The organism is Nocardia sp. NPDC003693 (assembly GCF_053981095.1).
Genome location: NZ_JBSFNO010000027.1, coordinates 1 through 18,160, shown reverse-complemented (window position 1 = coordinate 18,160; position 18,160 = coordinate 1). Strand labels below are relative to the sequence as shown.

The 18,160-nt window shown below is 69.8% G+C and carries 14 protein-coding genes; 6 read left to right on the top strand and 8 right to left on the bottom strand.

The features are described 5' to 3' along the window. The first annotated feature begins 39 nt into the window (after positions 1–39). The 6 genes from ACWDOP_RS26135 (at position 40) to ACWDOP_RS26110 (ending at position 5,582) form a co-directional block, all read left to right on the top strand. Positions 40–600 carry a Jag family protein gene (locus tag ACWDOP_RS26135; protein ID WP_454200815.1) on the top strand — a complete coding sequence of 187 codons (561 nt, stop codon included), beginning with the start codon at positions 40–42 and terminating at the stop codon, positions 598–600. Positions 601–694: 94 nt separating this feature from the next. Then, positions 695–1,396 carry a 16S rRNA (guanine(527)-N(7))-methyltransferase RsmG gene (gene rsmG / locus ACWDOP_RS26130; RefSeq protein WP_456347160.1) on the top strand — a complete coding sequence of 234 codons (702 nt, stop codon included), beginning with the start codon at positions 695–697 and terminating at the stop codon, positions 1,394–1,396. Between the two features lie 227 nt (positions 1,397–1,623). Next, positions 1,624–2,049, top strand: a complete 426-nt coding sequence (locus tag ACWDOP_RS26125; protein WP_454200817.1) for an Ig-like domain-containing protein — start codon at positions 1,624–1,626, stop codon at positions 2,047–2,049. A gap of 528 nt (positions 2,050–2,577) precedes the next feature. Beyond that, on the top strand, positions 2,578–3,543 hold the full coding sequence (locus ACWDOP_RS26120; protein WP_454201018.1) for a ParA family protein: 966 nt from the start codon (positions 2,578–2,580) through the stop codon (positions 3,541–3,543). A gap of 49 nt (positions 3,544–3,592) precedes the next feature. Beyond that, the gene (locus tag ACWDOP_RS26115; RefSeq protein WP_454200819.1) at positions 3,593–4,627 is read left to right on the top strand and encodes a ParB/RepB/Spo0J family partition protein; all 1,035 of its coding nucleotides are present in this window, start codon (positions 3,593–3,595) and stop codon (positions 4,625–4,627) included. Between the two features lie 226 nt (positions 4,628–4,853). Then, the gene (locus tag ACWDOP_RS26110; protein ID WP_454200820.1) at positions 4,854–5,582 is read left to right on the top strand and encodes a GNAT family N-acetyltransferase; all 729 of its coding nucleotides are present in this window, start codon (positions 4,854–4,856) and stop codon (positions 5,580–5,582) included. A gap of 77 nt (positions 5,583–5,659) precedes the next feature. On the opposite strand, the gene ACWDOP_RS26105 is transcribed toward ACWDOP_RS26110, so the two are convergent. The 8 genes from ACWDOP_RS26105 to ACWDOP_RS26070 form a co-directional block, all read right to left on the bottom strand. Continuing rightward, the gene (locus ACWDOP_RS26105; protein WP_456347159.1) at positions 5,660–6,856 is read right to left on the bottom strand and encodes an N-acetylmuramoyl-L-alanine amidase; all 1,197 of its coding nucleotides are present in this window, start codon (positions 6,854–6,856) and stop codon (positions 5,660–5,662) included. 229 nt (positions 6,857–7,085) lie between these two features. Next, on the bottom strand, positions 7,086–7,424 hold the full coding sequence (trxA, locus tag ACWDOP_RS26100) for a thioredoxin (protein WP_454200822.1): 339 nt from the start codon (positions 7,422–7,424) through the stop codon (positions 7,086–7,088). Positions 7,425–7,434: 10 nt separating this feature from the next. Then, positions 7,435–8,418, bottom strand: coding sequence for a thioredoxin-disulfide reductase (gene trxB, locus ACWDOP_RS26095; RefSeq protein WP_456347158.1), 984 nt, complete (start codon positions 8,416–8,418; stop codon positions 7,435–7,437). Between the two features lie 153 nt (positions 8,419–8,571). Continuing rightward, complete coding sequence (locus ACWDOP_RS26090) at positions 8,572–9,507, bottom strand: hypothetical protein (protein WP_456347157.1); 936 nt, start codon at positions 9,505–9,507, stop codon at positions 8,572–8,574. 42 nt (positions 9,508–9,549) lie between these two features. Beyond that, on the bottom strand, positions 9,550–10,092 hold the full coding sequence (sigM, locus tag ACWDOP_RS26085) for an RNA polymerase sigma factor SigM (RefSeq protein ID WP_456347156.1): 543 nt from the start codon (positions 10,090–10,092) through the stop codon (positions 9,550–9,552). Between the two features lie 341 nt (positions 10,093–10,433). Next, entirely contained in the window at positions 10,434–14,294 is a 3,861-nt protein-coding gene (gene murJ, locus ACWDOP_RS26080) for a murein biosynthesis integral membrane protein MurJ (RefSeq protein ID WP_456347206.1), read from the bottom strand. 565 nt (positions 14,295–14,859) lie between these two features. Next, a complete protein-coding gene (locus ACWDOP_RS26075) occupies positions 14,860–17,400 on the bottom strand; it encodes a DUF6049 family protein (protein WP_456347155.1) in 2,541 nt (846 codons plus the stop codon). Further along, complete coding sequence (locus tag ACWDOP_RS26070; RefSeq protein WP_354988339.1) at positions 17,397–17,933, bottom strand: NUDIX hydrolase; 537 nt, start codon at positions 17,931–17,933, stop codon at positions 17,397–17,399. Before ACWDOP_RS26070 ends, ACWDOP_RS26075 begins: the two co-directional genes overlap by 4 nt. Positions 17,934–18,160: the final 227 nt, after the last annotated feature.

The window sequence follows — 18,160 nt, the reverse complement described above, 5'->3', positions numbered from 1 at the left end:
GGCGCACCGCGCCGACAACTCCAGATGAAGGAACCAACCATGACTGTTGAAACCGACGGAGGGGACCCCACTGTGACGGCTGCGACGGCGGCACCGGAGGCGACATCGGAGACCACGGCCGAGCCCGTGGTGGATGCCGAGGAAGCCCTCATCGAAGAAGGTGAGATCGCGGGCGACTACCTGGAGCAGTTGCTCGACGTCCTCGACTTCGACGGTGACATCGACCTCGACGTCGAAGGCGACCGGGCCATCGTGAGCATCGACGGCGGCAAGGATCTGGCCAAGCTGGTCGGCCGGCGCGGCGAGGTGCTGGACGCGCTACAGGAACTCACCCGCCTCGCGGTGCAACAGGCGACCGGTGTACGCAGCCGGCTGATGCTGGACGTGGCCGGCTGGCGCGCGAAGCGCCGCTCGGAGTTGAGCGAGATCGGCACCGAGGCGGCCAAGCGCGTGCAGGCGTCCGGCGAGCGTGAGGCTCTCGCTCCCATGACCCCGTTCGAGCGCAAGATCGTGCACGACGCGGTCGCCGCCCAGGACGGCGTGATCAGTGAGAGCGAAGGCGTCGAGCCCAACCGCCGGGTCGTGGTTCTGCCCGCGTGACACGCACCCCCGCACAGCCAGGGCCCCCGCGTCGAGTCGACCGGGGGCCCTACGCTTTGTCTGGAACCCCCGTTCACCGCTCCCCCACAGAAGGATGTTTCACGTGGAACCTGACACCGAAGTGACCGCTTCGGCTCTCGTCGAACCGCCCGCCGCCGCGGCCGTCGTCTTCGGCGACCGGCTGGATCTGGCCCGGCGGTACTACGCCGCGCTCGCGGGCGCCGGCGTCGAACGGGGACTGATCGGGCCGCGTGAGGTGCCGCGGCTGTGGGATCGCCACATTCTCAATTGCGCGGTGATCGGTGAGCTCATTCCGCAGGGCTCGACCGTCGTGGACATCGGCAGCGGCGCGGGCCTGCCCGGTATCCCGCTCGCCATCGCGCGACCGGATCTGCGCATCACCCTCGTCGAACCGCTGTTGCGCCGCACGGTTTTCCTGGCCGAGTTCATCGAGTCCGCCGGACTGGATGTGACCGTGGTGCGCGGGCGCGCCGAACAGCCCGGCGTGAAGAAGGAAGCCGGCGGGGCGGACGTGGTCACCTCGCGCGCGGTCGCTCCCCTGGCCAAGCTGGCGGGCTGGTCCATGCCGCTGGTTCGGGACCACGGGCGGATGCTGGCGCTCAAGGGCATCAGCGCGATCGAGGAATTGGAACGCGATCGGGACGAGCTCACGAAGGCGGGCGCGGGTCGCGCGGAAGTGATCGAGGTCGGAGTCGGCGTGCTGGAGACGCCCACGATGGTGATCAGCGCCGAGCGGCTTCCCCGCGCCGAGCGTCGCCGTCGTTCCGGTAAGTGATCGCCGCGCGGTCGTATCGTCACGTGGCGTGAGCGGGTTCGCCCGCCCCCGGTGCCGGGCATTCGTTGCGTGGTGAGTGGGCGTCGCTATCGTCTTTTCCCGCCTTTTTTCGCGGGGCCGATTATTTTGAAAGATTGGTCCTTCAAAATAGCTGTGCTCCGCCGCGCGCGTCGGTACTGTCCCGATGACCCACACGGCAGTGGGTTTCGGAGCACAGGAGCACACACATGAAGACTGCACGGCGAACTGGACTCGGCGCTGGACTCCTCGGCGCGCTGGCGACCGCGGCGCTGGTGGCAGCACCCCAGGCGAACGCCCTCGTTCAGGGGATCAGCGTGTCGGACACGACCCTGTACGTCGGCACCGCGTACACCATCACCGCGGACGTCACCGCCACCTCGTTCCTGTTCCCGGTGACCTTCAGCGACAACGGCACCGAGATCGGCAAGGCGTCGGTCAAGGACGGCATGGCCACCATTTCGTGGACCCCGTCCACCGCGGGCACCCATGAGCTGAAGGCGGTCCAGGAGATCATCAGCAGCAAGACCGTCAGCGTCACTGTGACGAACAAGCCCACCACCCCGGGTGGGGGCACCGGCTCCTCCGGCAGCAACCCGCTGGCCGGATTGCTGAGCAGCCTCTCCGCCAAGTAGGCGGTTCATCCGGCACGGCAATCGATTCCACCCGATGCGGGCGCGGAGGCACGAGCCTCCGCGCCCGCATCGTGCGTTCGGGGTCGGTGTCGCCGGGCGCCCGGCAGTCGCGATGTTTCACGGGAAACCATGACGCGCACTCGAGAATCGGGCGCGTTGTGCGTGTCGGGTGCGCATAGTTGCCGTTCAACTTCCGTATTGTGTCCGGTACTGGCAAGCTAGTCCTCGTCGAGCGTGAGCGCAGACTGCGATGCCCGGCAGCGGCTCGAAATCGGCTGCGGCGTCAGCTGGGAACGGCTTCGGGATGGGTATCGATCGTCGCGCACCTCGCACCTTCTCGGTGACAACGCAACGTCGCGTCATGCCCACTGGCCTTCGTAGTCGGTCTGTCGTCGAGGTTGCCAGGTGCGGCGGTAGTGATGGAATGCGCCAGCTCGGCCACGTGTCTTTGAGTTCTCGGGGTTAGGAGCCTGTATGTCCAACGGTCCGGCGAATGTTTCACGGGAAACAACGTCCCGAGTGCCCGGCATGCTCGATACCGGATCCTTCGATGTAGAAGAGTTCAGTCGCACGCCCTTCGGCAACATCTCCCCCATCGAAACCCCCATCGCCGCGGAAGCCTCCCGCGCCAGCCAGGTGCTGCACCCCAACGGCGCCGGCGCGATACCGCGTCCCCGGGAACAGCGGGTCATCACCATCGCCAATCAGAAAGGCGGCGTGGGCAAGACGACCACGACCGTCAACCTGGCCGCCGCGCTCGCCATGCAGGGCATGCGCGTGCTGGTGGTCGATCTCGATCCGCAGGGCAACGCGAGCACCGCGCTCGGCATCCCCCACCACTCCGGCATTCCGTCGAGCTACGAACTACTCATCGGCGAATGCTCGGTGAAGGACGCCATCCAGCAGAGCCCGCACAGCGAACGGCTGCTGTGCATTCCGGCCACCATCGATCTGGCCGGCGCCGAGATCGAACTCGTCTCCATGGTCGCCCGCGAGAACCGCCTGAAGTCTGCCATTCAGGAGGCGAACCTCGCCGGCTACGACATCGACTACGTCATGATCGACTGCCCGCCCTCGCTCGGCCTGCTCACGGTCAACGCCATGGTCGCCGCCAAAGAGGTGCTGATCCCCATCCAGTGCGAGTACTACGCGCTCGAAGGCGTGGGCCAGCTGCTGCGCAACATCGGGCTGGTGCAGGCTCATCTCAACCCCGAATTGCATGTCTCCACGGTCGTTCTCACCATGTACGACGGCCGCACCAAGCTCGCCGATCAGGTGGCGGAAGAGGTGCGCGGCCACTTCGGTGACGCGGTGCTGCGCTCGGTCATCCCGCGCAGCGTCAAGGTCTCCGAAGCACCGGGCTACGGCATGACGGTGCTGGATTACGATCCCGGTTCCCGCGGCGCCATGAGCTACCTCGACGCGGGTCGCGAGATGGCTTCCCGCGCGGCGCAGCCCGCCGGATCGGCCGCCGTGCCCGATGCTGGTGTGTAGTAGATGAGTTCGATCCGGTGGGTGATGAAGGAAAGGGGTCAGTAGACCGATGAGTCAGGCGAAGAAAGGTGGACTGGGACGCGGTCTCGCCGCGCTGATCCCGACCGGGCCGACGGCGACACCGGGCGGTCTGGGCAGCGCCGCCGCCAACGTGGTCATCGGCCTGGATCCGATCGGCCCGCAGCCGGCTTCGGCCTTCCTGCACCGGGTTCCGGATCCGGCCGATGTGGTCGAGGACGCGGTGGATCTCGCGGGCGCGGACGCCGGTGCGACCTATCGGGAGATCCCGCCCGAGCAGATCGTCCCGAACCCGAAGCAGCCGCGTCAGGTGTTCGAGGACGAGGCGCTCGCCGAACTGGTGCACTCCATCAAGGAATTCGGCCTCATGCAGCCCATCGTGGTGCGGCAGGTCGAATCCGGGGCGACGCCGAAGTATCAGCTCATCATGGGCGAGCGGCGGTGGCGCGCCAGCCAGGAAGCGGGGCTGGGGGCCATCCCGGCGATCGTGCGTGAGACCGCGGACGAGTCGCTGCTGCGGGACGCGTTGCTGGAGAACATCCATCGGGTGCAGTTGAATCCCCTCGAAGAGGCGGCGGCCTATCAGCAGCTGCTCGAGGAGTTCGGCGTCACCCATGATGAACTGGCTTCGCGAATCGGCCGCTCCCGACCGGTCGTGACGAATATGATTCGCCTGCTGAAACTTCCGATTCCGGTGCAGCGCCGGGTCGCGGCCGGCGTGTTGTCCGCCGGGCACGCCCGCGCACTGCTGGCGCTGGAGGGTGGAGCCGACGCGCAGGAGGCACTGGCCGCGCGGATCGTCGCCGAGGGTATGTCGGTGCGGGCGACCGAGGAGGCCGTCACCCTGGCCAACCGGGAACCCGATTCCGCCGCCACTCCCCCGAGTGCCAAGCGGAAGCCGATCCAGATGCCGGGCCTGCAGGATGTAGCGGAGCGATTGTCGGAATCCTTCGACACTCGGGTCACCGTGATTCTCGGAAAGCGCAAGGGCAAGATCACTGTCGAGTTCGGTTCCGTGGACGACCTCGAACGCATCGTCAGCCTGATGGAGCAAGCGAAGAGCTGAACGGTCTCAGGGGCTCCGCCCCCGGGCTCCGAAAGTGTGGAAAATCGGAGGTTCGGGCCCCCACCCACCGGGTCGGGGAGGAAACGTCACTGTGACAGAGGCGTTCAGCACCCCTGAACAGAGGCCCGGAGAGGCGTGTTGCTTTGATCGCTTATTCTTGCTGGCGAGCGGATATTGATGCGGCGTGAGTGTGGATGAATCGGACAGCTGGAGGCTGAGCAGAGCGGTGTCGACCAGCGTTACCGCACTAACCCTCGGCGGACTCGACAAACTTCCGGCACATGCCCGGCGGTGTGTGTTCTGGGAGATCGATCCGGCGGTGGCCGCGGATTCCCGGGAATTCAGTGACCCGGTCTTCGAGAAGGAGGCCTGGCTCTCCTCCGTGCTGCTGGAGTGGGGTTCCTGCGGGCAGGTCGCACTGGTCGACGACAAGCCCGCCGGGTGCGCGATCTACTCGCCGCCGAATCGGGTGCCGCGCGCCGGCCTGTTCCCCACCTCCCCCGTGAGCCCGGACGCGGTCCTGCTGACCACGCTGCGGGCCGAAAACCCCTACCACCACAACGGGGTAGCCCAGCAGCTCATTCAGGCCGTGGTGAGCGATCTGGTGCGTCGTGGCGTCCGGGCCATCGAGGCGTTCGGCCTGCGCTGGGACCCGCCGGCCACCGCGATGGCGGATCGCTTCGGTTCCATGACCCTGCTCGAACGGATCGCGCCGACGCCGTCGCGGGCGGCCAATCCGCCGGCCGCGGCCGGGTGCGCGCCGGAGACGTGCATGATCGACGCCGATTTCCTGGAGGAGGTCGGCTTCAAAGTGGTTGCCGCGCACCATCGTTTCCCGCGACTGCGGCTGGAGCTGGACAGTGACCACCTGTGGAAGGAGGACGTGGAGCGCGCGCTGGATCAGTTGCTCGCGGCCGCGGCCATGACCATGCCGAACCGGCTCGTCACCCTGTAAGAGGTTGCCCCGCACGGCGAAACCCCGCTCTCCCGAGTGATCCGGAGGCGGGGTTTCTCGTTGCCGGGGGTGTGCGCTCAGAGGCGGTCGGCGGCGGCCAGTTCCTCGGCGAGCAGTTCGGCGAAGGTGTAGGTGCCGGTGGGCTGATCGTCCTGCCCGAGCAGATAGAGCCGCTTCACCGAGATCAGGATGGCTTCGGCGATGACGTCGCGCATGCGCGGATTCGTCAGCACGGACGAGTCGTAATCGTTTGTGAGGTAACCGATGTCGACCTGGACGGTCGGCATCTTGGTGAGCCGCAGCAGATCCCAGGTGCGGGCGTGGGTTCGGCAGTCCTGCAACGAGGTTCGCGCCACGATCTCCCGCTGGATGAAGCCGGCCAGCACCTGGCCGATCATCGAGGTGGAGCCGTGCGAATTGCCGAAGTGGAAGCTGGCGACCCCGCTCGCGGAGGTGCTCGGGTTGCCCGCGCAGCGCAGCGAGATCATCAGATCGGCGTCGAAGGTGTTGGAGGTCTCGGCGCGGTCGGCGTCGGTGGGATTGGCGCCCCACGGCCGGGACAGGAAGGTCTCCATGCCGGTGGCGGCCATGCGGCCCTCGAGCCGGCTCGCCAGATCCCAGAGGATCTCCGACTCGTAGACGTCACCGAATTCGGTGGGCACGGCCGAGCCCTTGTCCGGCCCGCCCAGGCCCGGATCGATCACGATGCGCTTGCCGGTGAGCTGCGGCCCGGCCCGGTGTACGACCTCTTCCTCGGCGATGCGATGCGGATTGCCGCCGGTGACGCGGGCGCCGAGCAGATCGAGCGAGCGCAGGGTGTCCGGACCGCAGATGCCGTCCGAGGCCAGGCCGATCTCGCGCTGGAAGGAGGTGAGGCCCTCGTGCGTGTGCGGGCCGAAGAAGCCGTCCACCCGGCCGACGTAGAAGCCCAGATCCTGCAGGCGGCGCTGCAGGGTGGCCACGTCGTCGCCGTACAGCGGCGCGGAGAGCTGATAGATGAGGGTGCGGGCGCCGAGCCGGTAGGAGGCCTCTTTCAGCGCCCGGTAGGTGGCGGGGCCGACGACGCCGTCCACGAGCAGACCGCGATGCTGCTGGAACGCGCGGACCGCGGAGTCCAGATCGTGGTCGAAGCTGGCGTCCGAGTCCTTCCAGTACTCACCGTTGCGGGCGCCGGGGTCGCTGTTGGGGTGTGCGTGCAGGAACCCGAGGCTTGCGAGGGTGCTCCGAACCTCAGCTACGGCTGGTCCAGTATCGCCGTGACGAAGTCGGTGCATGCGTAAGAGCCCTTTCCTTCCGCCAACCCGGGTACCCACTCGTGCAGAGGTTTACACCACGCACGACCGGAGCGTCGGTCGATTGTCTCAGACCCGGACCAGATTTCGGCAACTGTCGAGTGCAGGCATCCTACCGTGGCGCCCGCGAACGGGACCTCGAGCCGGAGCCCGGGGTCCCGCGCGGACGCCGCGGCGACGAAATCCTACAGAGTGCGCCCGAACTCGGGTGTCAGATGACGCCTTCGAGTTCACGCAGCAGCGCGGCCTTGCCCTTCGCGCCGACGATCCGCTTGACTTCCTTGCCGCCCTGGAAGAGCACCATGGTGGGCAGCGACAGGATGCCGTAGTCCTTCGCGGACTCCGGGTTGTTGTCCGCGTCCACCTTGGCGATGGTCAGCGCGTCGGCGTGGGTGGCGGCGATCTCCTCCAGCACCGGGGCGACCATCTTGCACGGACCGCACCAGGTCGCCCAGAAGTCGACCAGTACCGGCTTCTCGCTGGCCAGCACGTCCTGGGCGAAGGTGGCGTCGGTGACGGTCTTCGTGGCGGTGGTCTTGGCGTCGGACATGGATCGCTCCTTAGTTGGTGACTTCCACCGGCTGGCCGGCGTGCTCGAGAGTGTTGCTGGTGATGTCGCCCTGCTCGGCGAGCCAGCGTTCGGCGTCGATGGCCGCGCGGCAGCCGGTGCCCGCGGCGGTGATGGCCTGGCGGTAGGTGTGATCGACCAGGTCGCCCGCGGCGAAGACGCCGGGCAGCGAGGTGTAGGTCGACTGGCCCTGCACCTGCACGTAGCCTTCGCTGTCCAGATCGACCTGGCCGACGACGAGCTCGCTGCGCGGGTCGTGACCGATGGCGACGAACAGGCCGGTGGCGGCCAGTTCGGAGGTCTCGCCGGTGCGGGTGTCGCGGATGGTCAGGCTGGTGACGGCCGAATCACCGTGCACCTGCGCCACTTCCGAGTTCAGCAGGAAACGGATCTTCTCGTTGGACTTGGCCCGCTCCAGCATGATGCGCGAGGCGCGGAACTCTTCGCGGCGGTGGATGACGGTGACGCTGGCGGCGAACTTGGTGAGGAAGGTCGCCTCTTCCATGGCGGAATCGCCGCCGCCGACCACGACGATGTCCTGGCCCTTGAAGAAGAAGCCGTCGCAGGTGGCGCAGGCGCTGACGCCGCGGCCCAGGAGCTTCTGCTCACCGGGGACGTTCAGGTAGCGGGCGGCCGAACCCATGGCCAGGATGACCGCGTACGCCTCGTACACCTCGCCGCCGACGGTGACCTTCTTGATGCGGCCGGACAGGTCGAGCTCGTCCACGTCCTCGGTGCGGATGTCGGCGCCGAACCGCTTGGCCTGCTCGCGCATCTCCTCCATGAGGTCGGGGCCCATGATGCCCTCGCGGAAGCCGGGGAAGTTCTCGACCTCGGTGGTGGTCATGAGGGCGCCGCCGAACTGGGTGCCTTCGAAAAGCAGGGGCTGGAGTTCCGCGCGCGCGGCGTACACGGCTGCGGTGTATCCGGCCGGTCCGGAACCGACGATGATCAGGTCGCGAACAGCGGTACTCAAAGGATCCTCCGAGGCAATATTTCGGGTGTCAGGCGTGTCGGTCAACAACAGCGTAAACGCTGTTGTTCCCGTTGCTCGGGGGGTACGGGGCCGGGGACCGTCCGGGACCTTCCATAGGGGAATGATCGTGTCGGGCGCGCCCCCGGGCCGGGATCAGCCGATATCGGTGGTCGCGAGCACCCGCGGATCGTCGGCCGTGCAGCTCGCGGCGAGGACCGCGGCGGTGATCACGGGGGCCTTGGGTCCGGTCAGCAGCACGAGCACCGCCTGCTGTTCGCCGAACACCACGCTGCGCGCGCCCAGGACCGGGCGGTCGAGGCCGGCGGCCCGCAGGCAGTCGGTGAGGGCGTCGCCGGCCGCCAGCGGCCCGCTGATCTCACGCCTGCCCATGGCGCTGAGCATCGTGGTGTGGGGTAGGTCGGCCGCGAGCCGGGCTTCCGCGGCAGGGACGGCGGTACCGGTGGCGTCCCGCGTGCGCATGGCGTCGGCCGCCACCAGACCCCCGGCGACCAGTGCGGTGGCCGCGGCCGCGGTGGTGAGCCAGAGCCACCGCCGCGACGGGCGGCCGGTGCTGCGTCCGGCCTGGGGATCGAATTCCTCGTCGGTGTCGCGGGTGTCGCCGGCCCCGTGCTGTTCGTCGAGTTCGCGCGGGTCCAGCCGGCCGGTGTCGTAGATGCCGGCCCCGGCGAGCAGTGGGATGGGCGCGGTGGTCGGCGGGCCCGCGGGGGTGGTGCGCGCCCGCGCCGGGAGCCGGTGCACGGTGGCCGCCTGCCGGGGCGGCACGGCCGGGGCGGACAGGTCGTCGATCATGCGTTCCAGGCGGTCGCTCACGTCGCCGGGCATGGGGTGCAGCAGGTAGTCCTCGCGCCCGAGATCGCGCAGGCCGGCGTTCACCGCGTCCAGTGAGCGCAGATAGCGTGCGGCGTCCGGATCGCGGCGCACCGCGGGCCAGAGTTGGTCGGCCAGATGCTCGGGCAGGTTCCCGGCGTGCAGGTCGGCCAGGAGCTCGGTGGCGAAGGGCGGCCGGGGTATGGTTCCGGCCCCCGCCCCGATATGTCCCGCGCCGACGTGCTCGGCCTTGTCGTTCATCGCCCCTCCAGAAGGACCCGGGTGTGGGAATTCGGCGGAATGTCAGGTGTCGATCGAGTTCAGGTGTGCTTCGAGTCGCCGCCGGCCGCGCGCGCAGCGACTCTTGATCGTTCCGGGGGGAACGCCGAGGAGTGCGGCGGCGTCAGCGACCGAATAGCCCTCCAGCACCACGGCGACCAGGGCGGTGCGCTGATCGGCGGGCAGCAGGAAGAGTGCGGCGTCGACGACCAGCGCGGTCTCCAGATTCGCGAAATCGTCGCGGGCATAAAGGGGTTCGGCTAGCGACTCGTCGGACAACGGTACCGTGTGCCGCAGTTTGTTGCGACGTATCCGATCGAGGCACGCGTTGACGACTATGCGATGCAGCCAGCTGCGCACCTCGGACTCCCCGCGGAAGGCCCCCGCACCGCGGTGGGCGGACAGCAGGGCGTCCTGTAGCGAATCCGCGGCGTCCTCGCGCGTGTAGGAGGCGCGTAGCGCGGTCTGCCACAGATGGTCGCGATGGCGGCGGAACAGCTCGGCGAAGGCGTGCCGTTCACCGGTGGCGTGCGCGGTGAGCAGATCGTGGTCGGAGGCTTCGGTCACGCGGGGGCGGGACCGGACGGCCGTGCCGACGAAAGGGGCATGCGCCCCCGTGATTTCCCCGTATTGCTGCGCAGACGACAATGCAACCCCCAAGGGGGTGGCCACGGCCTCCACGGCCGGCCGTGTGCCACCTCGGTTGTCCGCATGCCTGCCGGATCCGAAGGGCCGGATGGCGTGCGCTCCCCTGCCGGTGAGTACGCAAGATCATATCGAGGATGCCGATCCCGGAGCACCGGTTCGGGCGGTAAAAGCGCAGTTCGCACCCCCTTTTCGGGCGAAAGGGACAGTCCGTGCCGACCGGCCCGATCGCCCCGCGCCCGGGGGCGCGGGGGAATCGATTCCTAGGGAGCCGCTTCGAAACGCAGTTCGGCGATGGAGGTCTGGTGCTGGCCGCCGTTGCTGCCCAGCGCGGTGATCCAGATCAGGACGTAGCGCGCGGGCTGATCCGCCTTGACCGGAATCTCGGTGAGACCGTCGCCGAGCGTCGCCGACCCGATCAACTGGGTCTGATCGAGCGTCGGCGACGCGGTCGGCGAGGTCCGGATCTCGACCTGCGTTCCGGCCGAGGGCGATTCGATGACGACCTTGGTCAGCTTGCTCGGGCTGCCCAGCGTCGCCAGCACCCCCAGCCCCTTCTTCAGGGCCGGGAACTGCTGGAAGTACGCGTCCGTGCGCCACAGGGTGGCGCCGTTGCTGTCCAGGACCGCGCCCACGCCGCCGGGATTGTCCGGGGTGCCCTCCGGGGAGAACACCATCGCGCCGGTGACCGGCACCGGCACGCCCTCCGCGGCCGTGGCCGGGGACGACGGCGCGCCCGGGGCCGCGGGCGCGGACTGCGAGGTGGTCAGGCCGATGTTGCGCTGTTCGTTGAGCGGCTCGGACGAGCTGCCCGGCGCGAACACGCTCAGCAGCCACCAGATGATGACGCCGACCACCAGCGCGGCGAGCACGCCGAGCCCGACCAGGATCCACATCATCCGCTGCGAGCGTTCCTTCTCGGCCGCCAGCAGTTCCGGATCGGCCAGCGACTCGTCCGGCGCGGACGGCGGCCGCTGGCCCAGGCGCAGCACCGGGATCAGATCGGTCTTCTGATCCACCACCGAGGCCTGTTCCAGCACGTGCTGGACGGTGGCCGCGGTGCGCACGCCCTTGTTGGATTCCAGCGAGCGCACCGCGACCGCGGAGATCTCGAAGGGCACCTCGGGCCGAATCTGCCTGGGCTCCACCGGGGTTCCGTCCGGCCCGAAATCGGCCAGCGGCAGCCCGCCCATGGTGGCCGCGGTGCCGGTGACGCCACCGGTGCGGATCGGCCAGTGCGCGGTGATCAGCGCGTAGAGCATCGCGCCGAGGCCGCGCACGTCGGACTGCGCGTCGGAATCGCCCAGCGTGCCGGGGAACGCGAGCACCGCGTCACCGGTGGCGCTGATGCGCACCCGGTCCGGGTGATCGATGGACAGCGAACCGCCGCCGCGATGGGCCATCTCGGCCGCCGCGGCGAGGGCGCGAATGGCGCGGGCGGCTCCTATCGGGGACGGCACGGTGTCGGCCATCTCCTTGAGCGAGCGGCCGGGCGTCCATTCGGCGACCACGATGCCGCCGGACGAACCGCGCACCACGTCCAGGACGCGGGCCAGGCCGGGCGAGTTGATCCGGCCCAGGCGCAGCGTGCGCGACAGGATCGCCTGCGGCCCATCGTGTCCGGAGTTCTCCGAGGCGGTCTGGTCGGCGTCGACGAAGGTGAGCGCGACCTCGCGGTCCAGCTTCACGTCCAGCGCCTGCCAGAACTTCAGCCCGCGCGCGCCGCCGTGCCCGGCCAGCAGCCGGTAGCGGCCACCGGCCACCGAGGCGCCGGGCATGAGCTTGGGACCGCGCTGGACCCGCTTGCCGGTCGTTTCGACCCGCATGGGCGGCATGAGCGGGGAGACCGCTTCGTAGACACCGGTTTCGGGGCCCGCGCCGGCCTGCTCGGGTAGGTCTTCCGGCTCGATCCGGGGGCCGCGTTCGCCGCCTCTGGATGCGGAACCGGCCTTGCCGCCCGGGGATCCACTCGTGTCGTCCGGGGTCGGAGGGACATCTGTGGAGAGCCCGCCGCCCGCTGAAGATTCAGCGGCCGGGGTACCGCCCGCCGCGTCGTCGCTCACCCTCGCTCCTCCTTCGCCCTGGTGTGTCGAAGCACGATATGTCGGGGCCGGAACCGGGCCACCGGCATCCGATGTCGTACGGGCACCGCCGTCCTGCGACATACGGACAGCATCGTCCCATGTCGTGCGGGCGTTGTCCGGCTTCCGGTTCGAGTCTGCCGGAACGCCGGATCCGGCGGTTGCGCTCGTCTGCCGAACAGGGTACGGGAACTCGTGCTTGACGGTGGGTTCAACTGCCTCGGGCCGGACGACGGGCAGCACCATGGTCTGCGCGTCGAGGTACGGATCGAAGCGGTAGTAGTACGGCGCGGCGCGCAGATCGGGCCGCGGGATCAGTGAGGTCTCGTGGATGTCCTCGAGCGGGGTGCCGTCGAGTTCGAGATCCGGTGCGGGCGGGGTGATCCCCAGGCGCCGCGAGACGGCCACGGTGATGGCCACGATCTCCGGGATGCCGGCCAGGCGCATGAGCGCGAAGGCGACGCCGAACATGATGACGGCGGTCAGCGCGACCCGGACCACCGAGCCGACGCCGCCGAAGGAGTCCGAGAGCCGGTGCAGGCCGATGACCTTGTCGGCGATCAGCATGACCGCGCCGCCGGCCGCAGAGGCCAGCACCACCCGGGTGATGGTGTGCCCGACATTGGCCATGCGCAGGTCGCCGAGACTGCGGTGCAGCAGCCAGCCGCCGATGATCGCGCCTGCCACGAAGCCCAGGCCGTTCGCCACGCCGAGGGCGATGACGACGTGCTCGTCGTCCACCACGAGCGGGGACAGCACCGAGAGCAGGACCTTCACCGCGACGATGCCGAGGATGATCCAGGTCGGGGTCCACGCCTGCTCGCGCGCGTAGAACACGCGCAGGTGAATCAGGACCAGCGCGTAGGGAATCAGCGTGAACGCGGACCAGGCCACGGCTTCGCCGAGGCGCTCGGCGTCCCCGGCGCCGAACTTGCCGTAGGACAGCAGCGCGCTGCCGATCTGCGGTCCGGCCAGCGTGAAGAACGTGACGATGGGGACCAGCGCGATCATGGTGAGCCGGGTGGCGGTGCCGAGATCGTCCACTACGGCGGGCGTGTCGTCGGCCGCGGCGTTGCGCGAGAGGCGCGGCATGATCGCGGTCAGCAGGGTCACGCCGATGACGCCGTACGGCAATTGCAGGAGCAGCCAGGCGAATTGGTAGATGGCGGGACCGGCCGCGTCGACCTGGGAGAGCACCCGGGTGGCGACCATCCAGCCCAGCTGGCTGATCAGGACGTACAGGATGATCGCGGCGCCCATGGCGGCGAACCGCTTGAGCCGCGGGTCCATCCCCCACAGTGGACGTAGGTCGATGCGCTCGCGCCGGATCGCCGGCAGCAGCACTACCACCTGCACGACCACACCGAGCGTCGCGCCGATGCCGAGCAGCAGCAGCTTCGGATCGCTCATCTTCGTGGGATTCAGGGTGATCTCGCCCGGCGTGAGCCAGTACAGCACCAGCACGGTGAGCACCACGACGTTGTTGAGTACCGGCGCCCACGCGCCGGGCCGGAACACCTGATGGGTGTTGAGGATCGCCATCAGCAGCGCGGACATGCCGTACAGCAGGATGGCGGGCAGTACGAGGTAGGTGAAGGCGGTGGTGAGCCCAGTGTCGACCTTGCCGTCGTGCGGGACGAGCAGCGGCGTGAACACTGGGGTCAGCAGCAGCGCCAGCAGCATTCCGGTGCCGAGCACGGTGAACGCGGTGGTGAAGAGCCTGCGGACGAAGGCCGCGCCGCCGTCCGGGTCCTCCTTCTCCGCCCGCACCAGCGTGGGCACCACGATCGCGGTGAGCACCGCGCCGAGCAGCAGCTCGGAGATCATGGCGGGCAGGGTGTTGGCGACGCCGAAGGCCGAGGCGATCGACGGGCCGAGCACGGTGAGCAGCATGAGCTGTTTACCGAATCCGGTGATCCGGCTCATCAGCGTCGCGATGGCGATGGATCCGGAGTCCCGGACCAGTTTCGCGTTGGAGTTGTCCCGTTTGTCGATGGCCGCGGGCTGGTCTCTGGTGACCGGTCCGCCACGCGTGGCGGGCATGCTGCGCGGGAGCGGTTGGCGCTGTTGCGGATTCGACAGCGGCGGCGTCGGGTAGCGCTGCGGGCCGGGTCCGCCGGCAGGCCGGTTCGGGTCGGCGTCGCGGTGTCCCCAGTGATAGCGGTCGTCGGGGTTGGGCGCGGGCCGCGCGGGGGCCCGGCCGGGTGCGGGTGGCCGGTCGCCGCGGGGCGGCTGGGTCGGCGGGTTCGATCGGCCGTGCGGCGGTTTCGGGGGCGCGGGCCGCTGCGGCATCGCGGGCCGCTGCATGAAGGGCCCGTCCTCGGCGGGCCGGGGGCCGCGCTCGCGTGGTGGACCGGACGGTTGACCCGGTTGCGGGCGACCGGGCGCCCCGGGGGGATTGCCCGGAATCCGGGGCGGTGGCGTGCCCCGGCCGCCGGGGCCGGACCCCGGCGGCGCGGGCCGGGGCGGTTCGCGCCGCGGCGGGGCTCCCCGTTCCCAGGGTGCGGAGGGCGTCCGGCGGGCGGGGGGCGGCCCGTCCTCGGGCCGGCCCGAGGAGCGCGGACCGTCGCCGTATTCGCTCACCGTGCCTCCTGTTTCCTGAGCGGGCTCACCGCGCCTCCTGCTTGTGTAACTCGCGCTTGCGCGCCCGCCGGAATCGGTTCACCCGGCGCCGGGTCTCCGCGTCGAAACCCTCGTCGGCCGGATCCGACTGCCCGCGGAAGCGGTGCCAGAGCCGGCGTCCGGCCAGCAGGAGCAGTAACGCGCCGGCGCTCGCGGTGACTATCGCCAACACCTGACCGTAGGCGTTGGAGCGCACCGAGACCTTGACCTCGTCGCCCAGCGGCACGCCGTCCGGCGTGGTGAGCGCGATCGGGATCTTCAGGCTCCGGCTCTCGGACACCTCGGTCGGTATCTGGAACGAGCGGGTGCCCTTGGCGGGCAGCTGCTGTTCGCCGATGTCGGAGATGGTGGTGTCGGCGGGCGCGTCGATCCGGAACTCGACGCGGATCGCGACGGGCAGATCGTTGCGGGCCACCAGCAGCAGGGGGCTCTGTTCCGAGGCCAGGGTGTAGACGCCGCCGGGCGGGAGCACGGTCACCGACAGGAACAGATCGTCCACGCAGCGGCTGGTCTGATCGATCCGGCGCTGGGCGTTGATATCGGCCTGGGCGCCCCCGGCTCGCCGGTCCGACAGCGTGAGCGCGCGGATCAGGTCGTCGCGCAGCGGGGTAAGGAAGGCGCGCGGGCTCAGTTCCTGCTGCGGCACGTCGACCAGGGCGCTCATCAGTTCGGTGAGCCGGTGCGCCTGCTGGCGTACCGGTTCGGCGAAGTGCGTGGGCACCGCTTCCTCGGCGGCCGCGGCGAGGTAGTCGAGTTCGAAGGGCTGCGGATCGGCGGGCTGGGCCAGCAGGTCGCGGAACGAGCGCGCGGTGGCGAGGTTGGCGCGCAGCAGTTCGTCCACCTGACCGAGCAGCGCGGTGGCCTCGTCGCGGTTGGGACCCCACTGCTGCGGCGGCATGAGCAGGGCCGAACGGGGTTGTCCCGGCTGCGGATTCAGCGCGGACCAGGAGATGGCGCCCAGCGCGTCCTGCAGGCGCGCCGCACGGGAGTCGTTGGTGACGTCGTAGCGCACCTGGTCCGGGGTGAACGGCGGGGTCGGCGGGTGCGAGCCGACCGCGGCCAGTGCGGTGGCGGCCCAGATGTCGAAGGTCGCGGCGCGCAGTTCCGGCGTGGCGGGCGGGGTGGTGCCGGTGGCGGGCAGCGGGACGCTCGCCAGCCGCACGATGTCGGGGTTCACCGGTTCGAGGGGGGCGTCGGGGCTCTTGACCGTGGTGATCTCCGGGCGCGCGGTGCCGTTGGTGACGGCGTTGTCGGCGAGCACCGCGGTGGTGAAGCCGTGCTGGGCGAACAGTCCGGCGGCCTCGGAGTCGATGCTGCCCGCGTCCGGCAGGGCGACCCCGCGTACCGATTGCACCGACAGGATCGAATCGACCAGGTCCGCGGGCGCGTTCAACGCGCGTTCGGAGAGCGTGGGGTCGCCGGTGGCGGCCAGCGCGGTGGGATCGACCTGCGCGAACGGCAGGGCGACCACGCACAGGCCGGGGGCGAGGGTGCGCAGCCGGTCCAGCCAGGACCTGGCCGCGCTCGCGCCGCCGCCGGCGCGGGTGGATCCGTCCGGATCCGAGGGGCTGGCCAGCACCCGGTAGCCGTCGGTCATGTCGGAGACGGTGAGCAGCAGATCCGGGTCGACGGCCAGGCACAGCGCGGTGCGCAGATTCTTGTCCCGGCCGCCGTCGGGTTTGAGCGCGGTCTCGAGCGCCGACAGGAGTTGATCGAGGCGGCCGCCGGAGGTCAGCGAGGCGGCCAGGTCGTCGTCGGTGAGCAGGGCCTCGCCCTCGGGCGAGCCGGGCCGCCCGGCCACCAGGCGCGGGCGGTCGGCCAGCGGCCAGACGAGGGTGGTGGCGACCGGCGGAGCGTCCACCGCGGGCGGGACGGCCGGGGCCGGGGCCTTGGGGTCGGTGGCCGCGGGCACGCCGAGGACCGGCAGCAGGAAGCGCGCGTCGTCGAGGCGGGCCTGACCGCCGTACGCGGGTTCGCCGTTGACGTTGAGCAGCAGCGGATAGACCCCGGGCGCGGTGATGTCGAGCGCGGAGATGCCGCCCGGCGTCTCGGCCCCGGCGCGCAGGGCGACGGTGAGGCTGAACTGTTTCCGCTGTCCGGGCGTCAATTGTTCTGCGACGTCCTGGAATTCACCGGCGACGTCGTAGTTGATCTGGTCCAGGCGCAGCGCGGTGCGCAGCCCGCTGGGGCTGTTCACGGGCGCGGCGCGCTGGACGCGCACGCTGACGTCGTCGACCGGGCGGTCGCCGATGTTGGTGACGGTGCCCGAGACGACGAAGTACGGATCGCTGGCCGCGGTGATCGCCGTCGGCGAGACCGAATCCAGGGACAGCTTCAGGAATTTCGGTCCGCTGGGCGCGCCGGAACCGTTGCCGGTCGGCTGTGCTGTCGCGAACGGCGGGCACGCCACCAGGACGGACAGCAGTACCGCGGCGAACGACAGAATCCAGCGGTGCAGCGTTCTCGGTCGAGTCGGGTGTGCCGCCGCGGTGTCTTGCTCAGGCCCCCCGGACCCCGCACACGTCATTGTCTGCCGTTCTCCATCCGGTCGATCAGCCGGTTCGCGACCTCGGCCAGGCGCCGCTCGTCGGCGTAGGCGAGGCGGGAGTCCAATTCGCTCAAGGGAACCCAGGCCACCTTGGTGACCTCCACGTCGGCGTCGGAGAGTTCGCCGCCGAGCGATCGCATCAGGTAATGGTGCACGGTCTTGTGTACCCGGCGGCCCTCGGTCACGAACCAGTAGTCGATGCTGCCCAGTTCGGCGACCACGCTGCCGTTGATGCCGGTTTCCTCGGCGACTTCGCGAATCGCTGTCTGTTCAGCGGTTTCGCCCTCTTCGATATGTCCCTTGGGCAGTGACCAGAGCAGCCGCCCGCGGCGGTCGGTGCGTCCGATCAGTGCGGCGCAACGCTTCTCGCTGGGGCCGTCGAGGCCGTCGACCACGAGTCCACCGGCCGAGGTCTCCCGCACGGTGCGCATGCGAGGTTTCGCCGCACTACCGGCCGAACCACGGCGCCGGGGCTGGCGGCGTCGACTGTTCGCGCGATCGGCCGGAGACACTGCGCCAGTCTAGCTGGGTTTAATTTGCCCTCCGCTTCGCTCCGGGCGGGTGCCGTGACTTTTCTGCCTCCGCTTCGCTCCGGCGGGTTCGCGGCCCCCGAAGTCTCGTTCTTCCCTCCTTCCGCTCCTCCGCTTCGCTCCCCCGCTCCACTCAGTCCAGAACGAGATGGAACCGGCGGACGCGGGCGCGTATCCGGCCGGCGTCTCCCCGCTCGGGGTGCACCAGT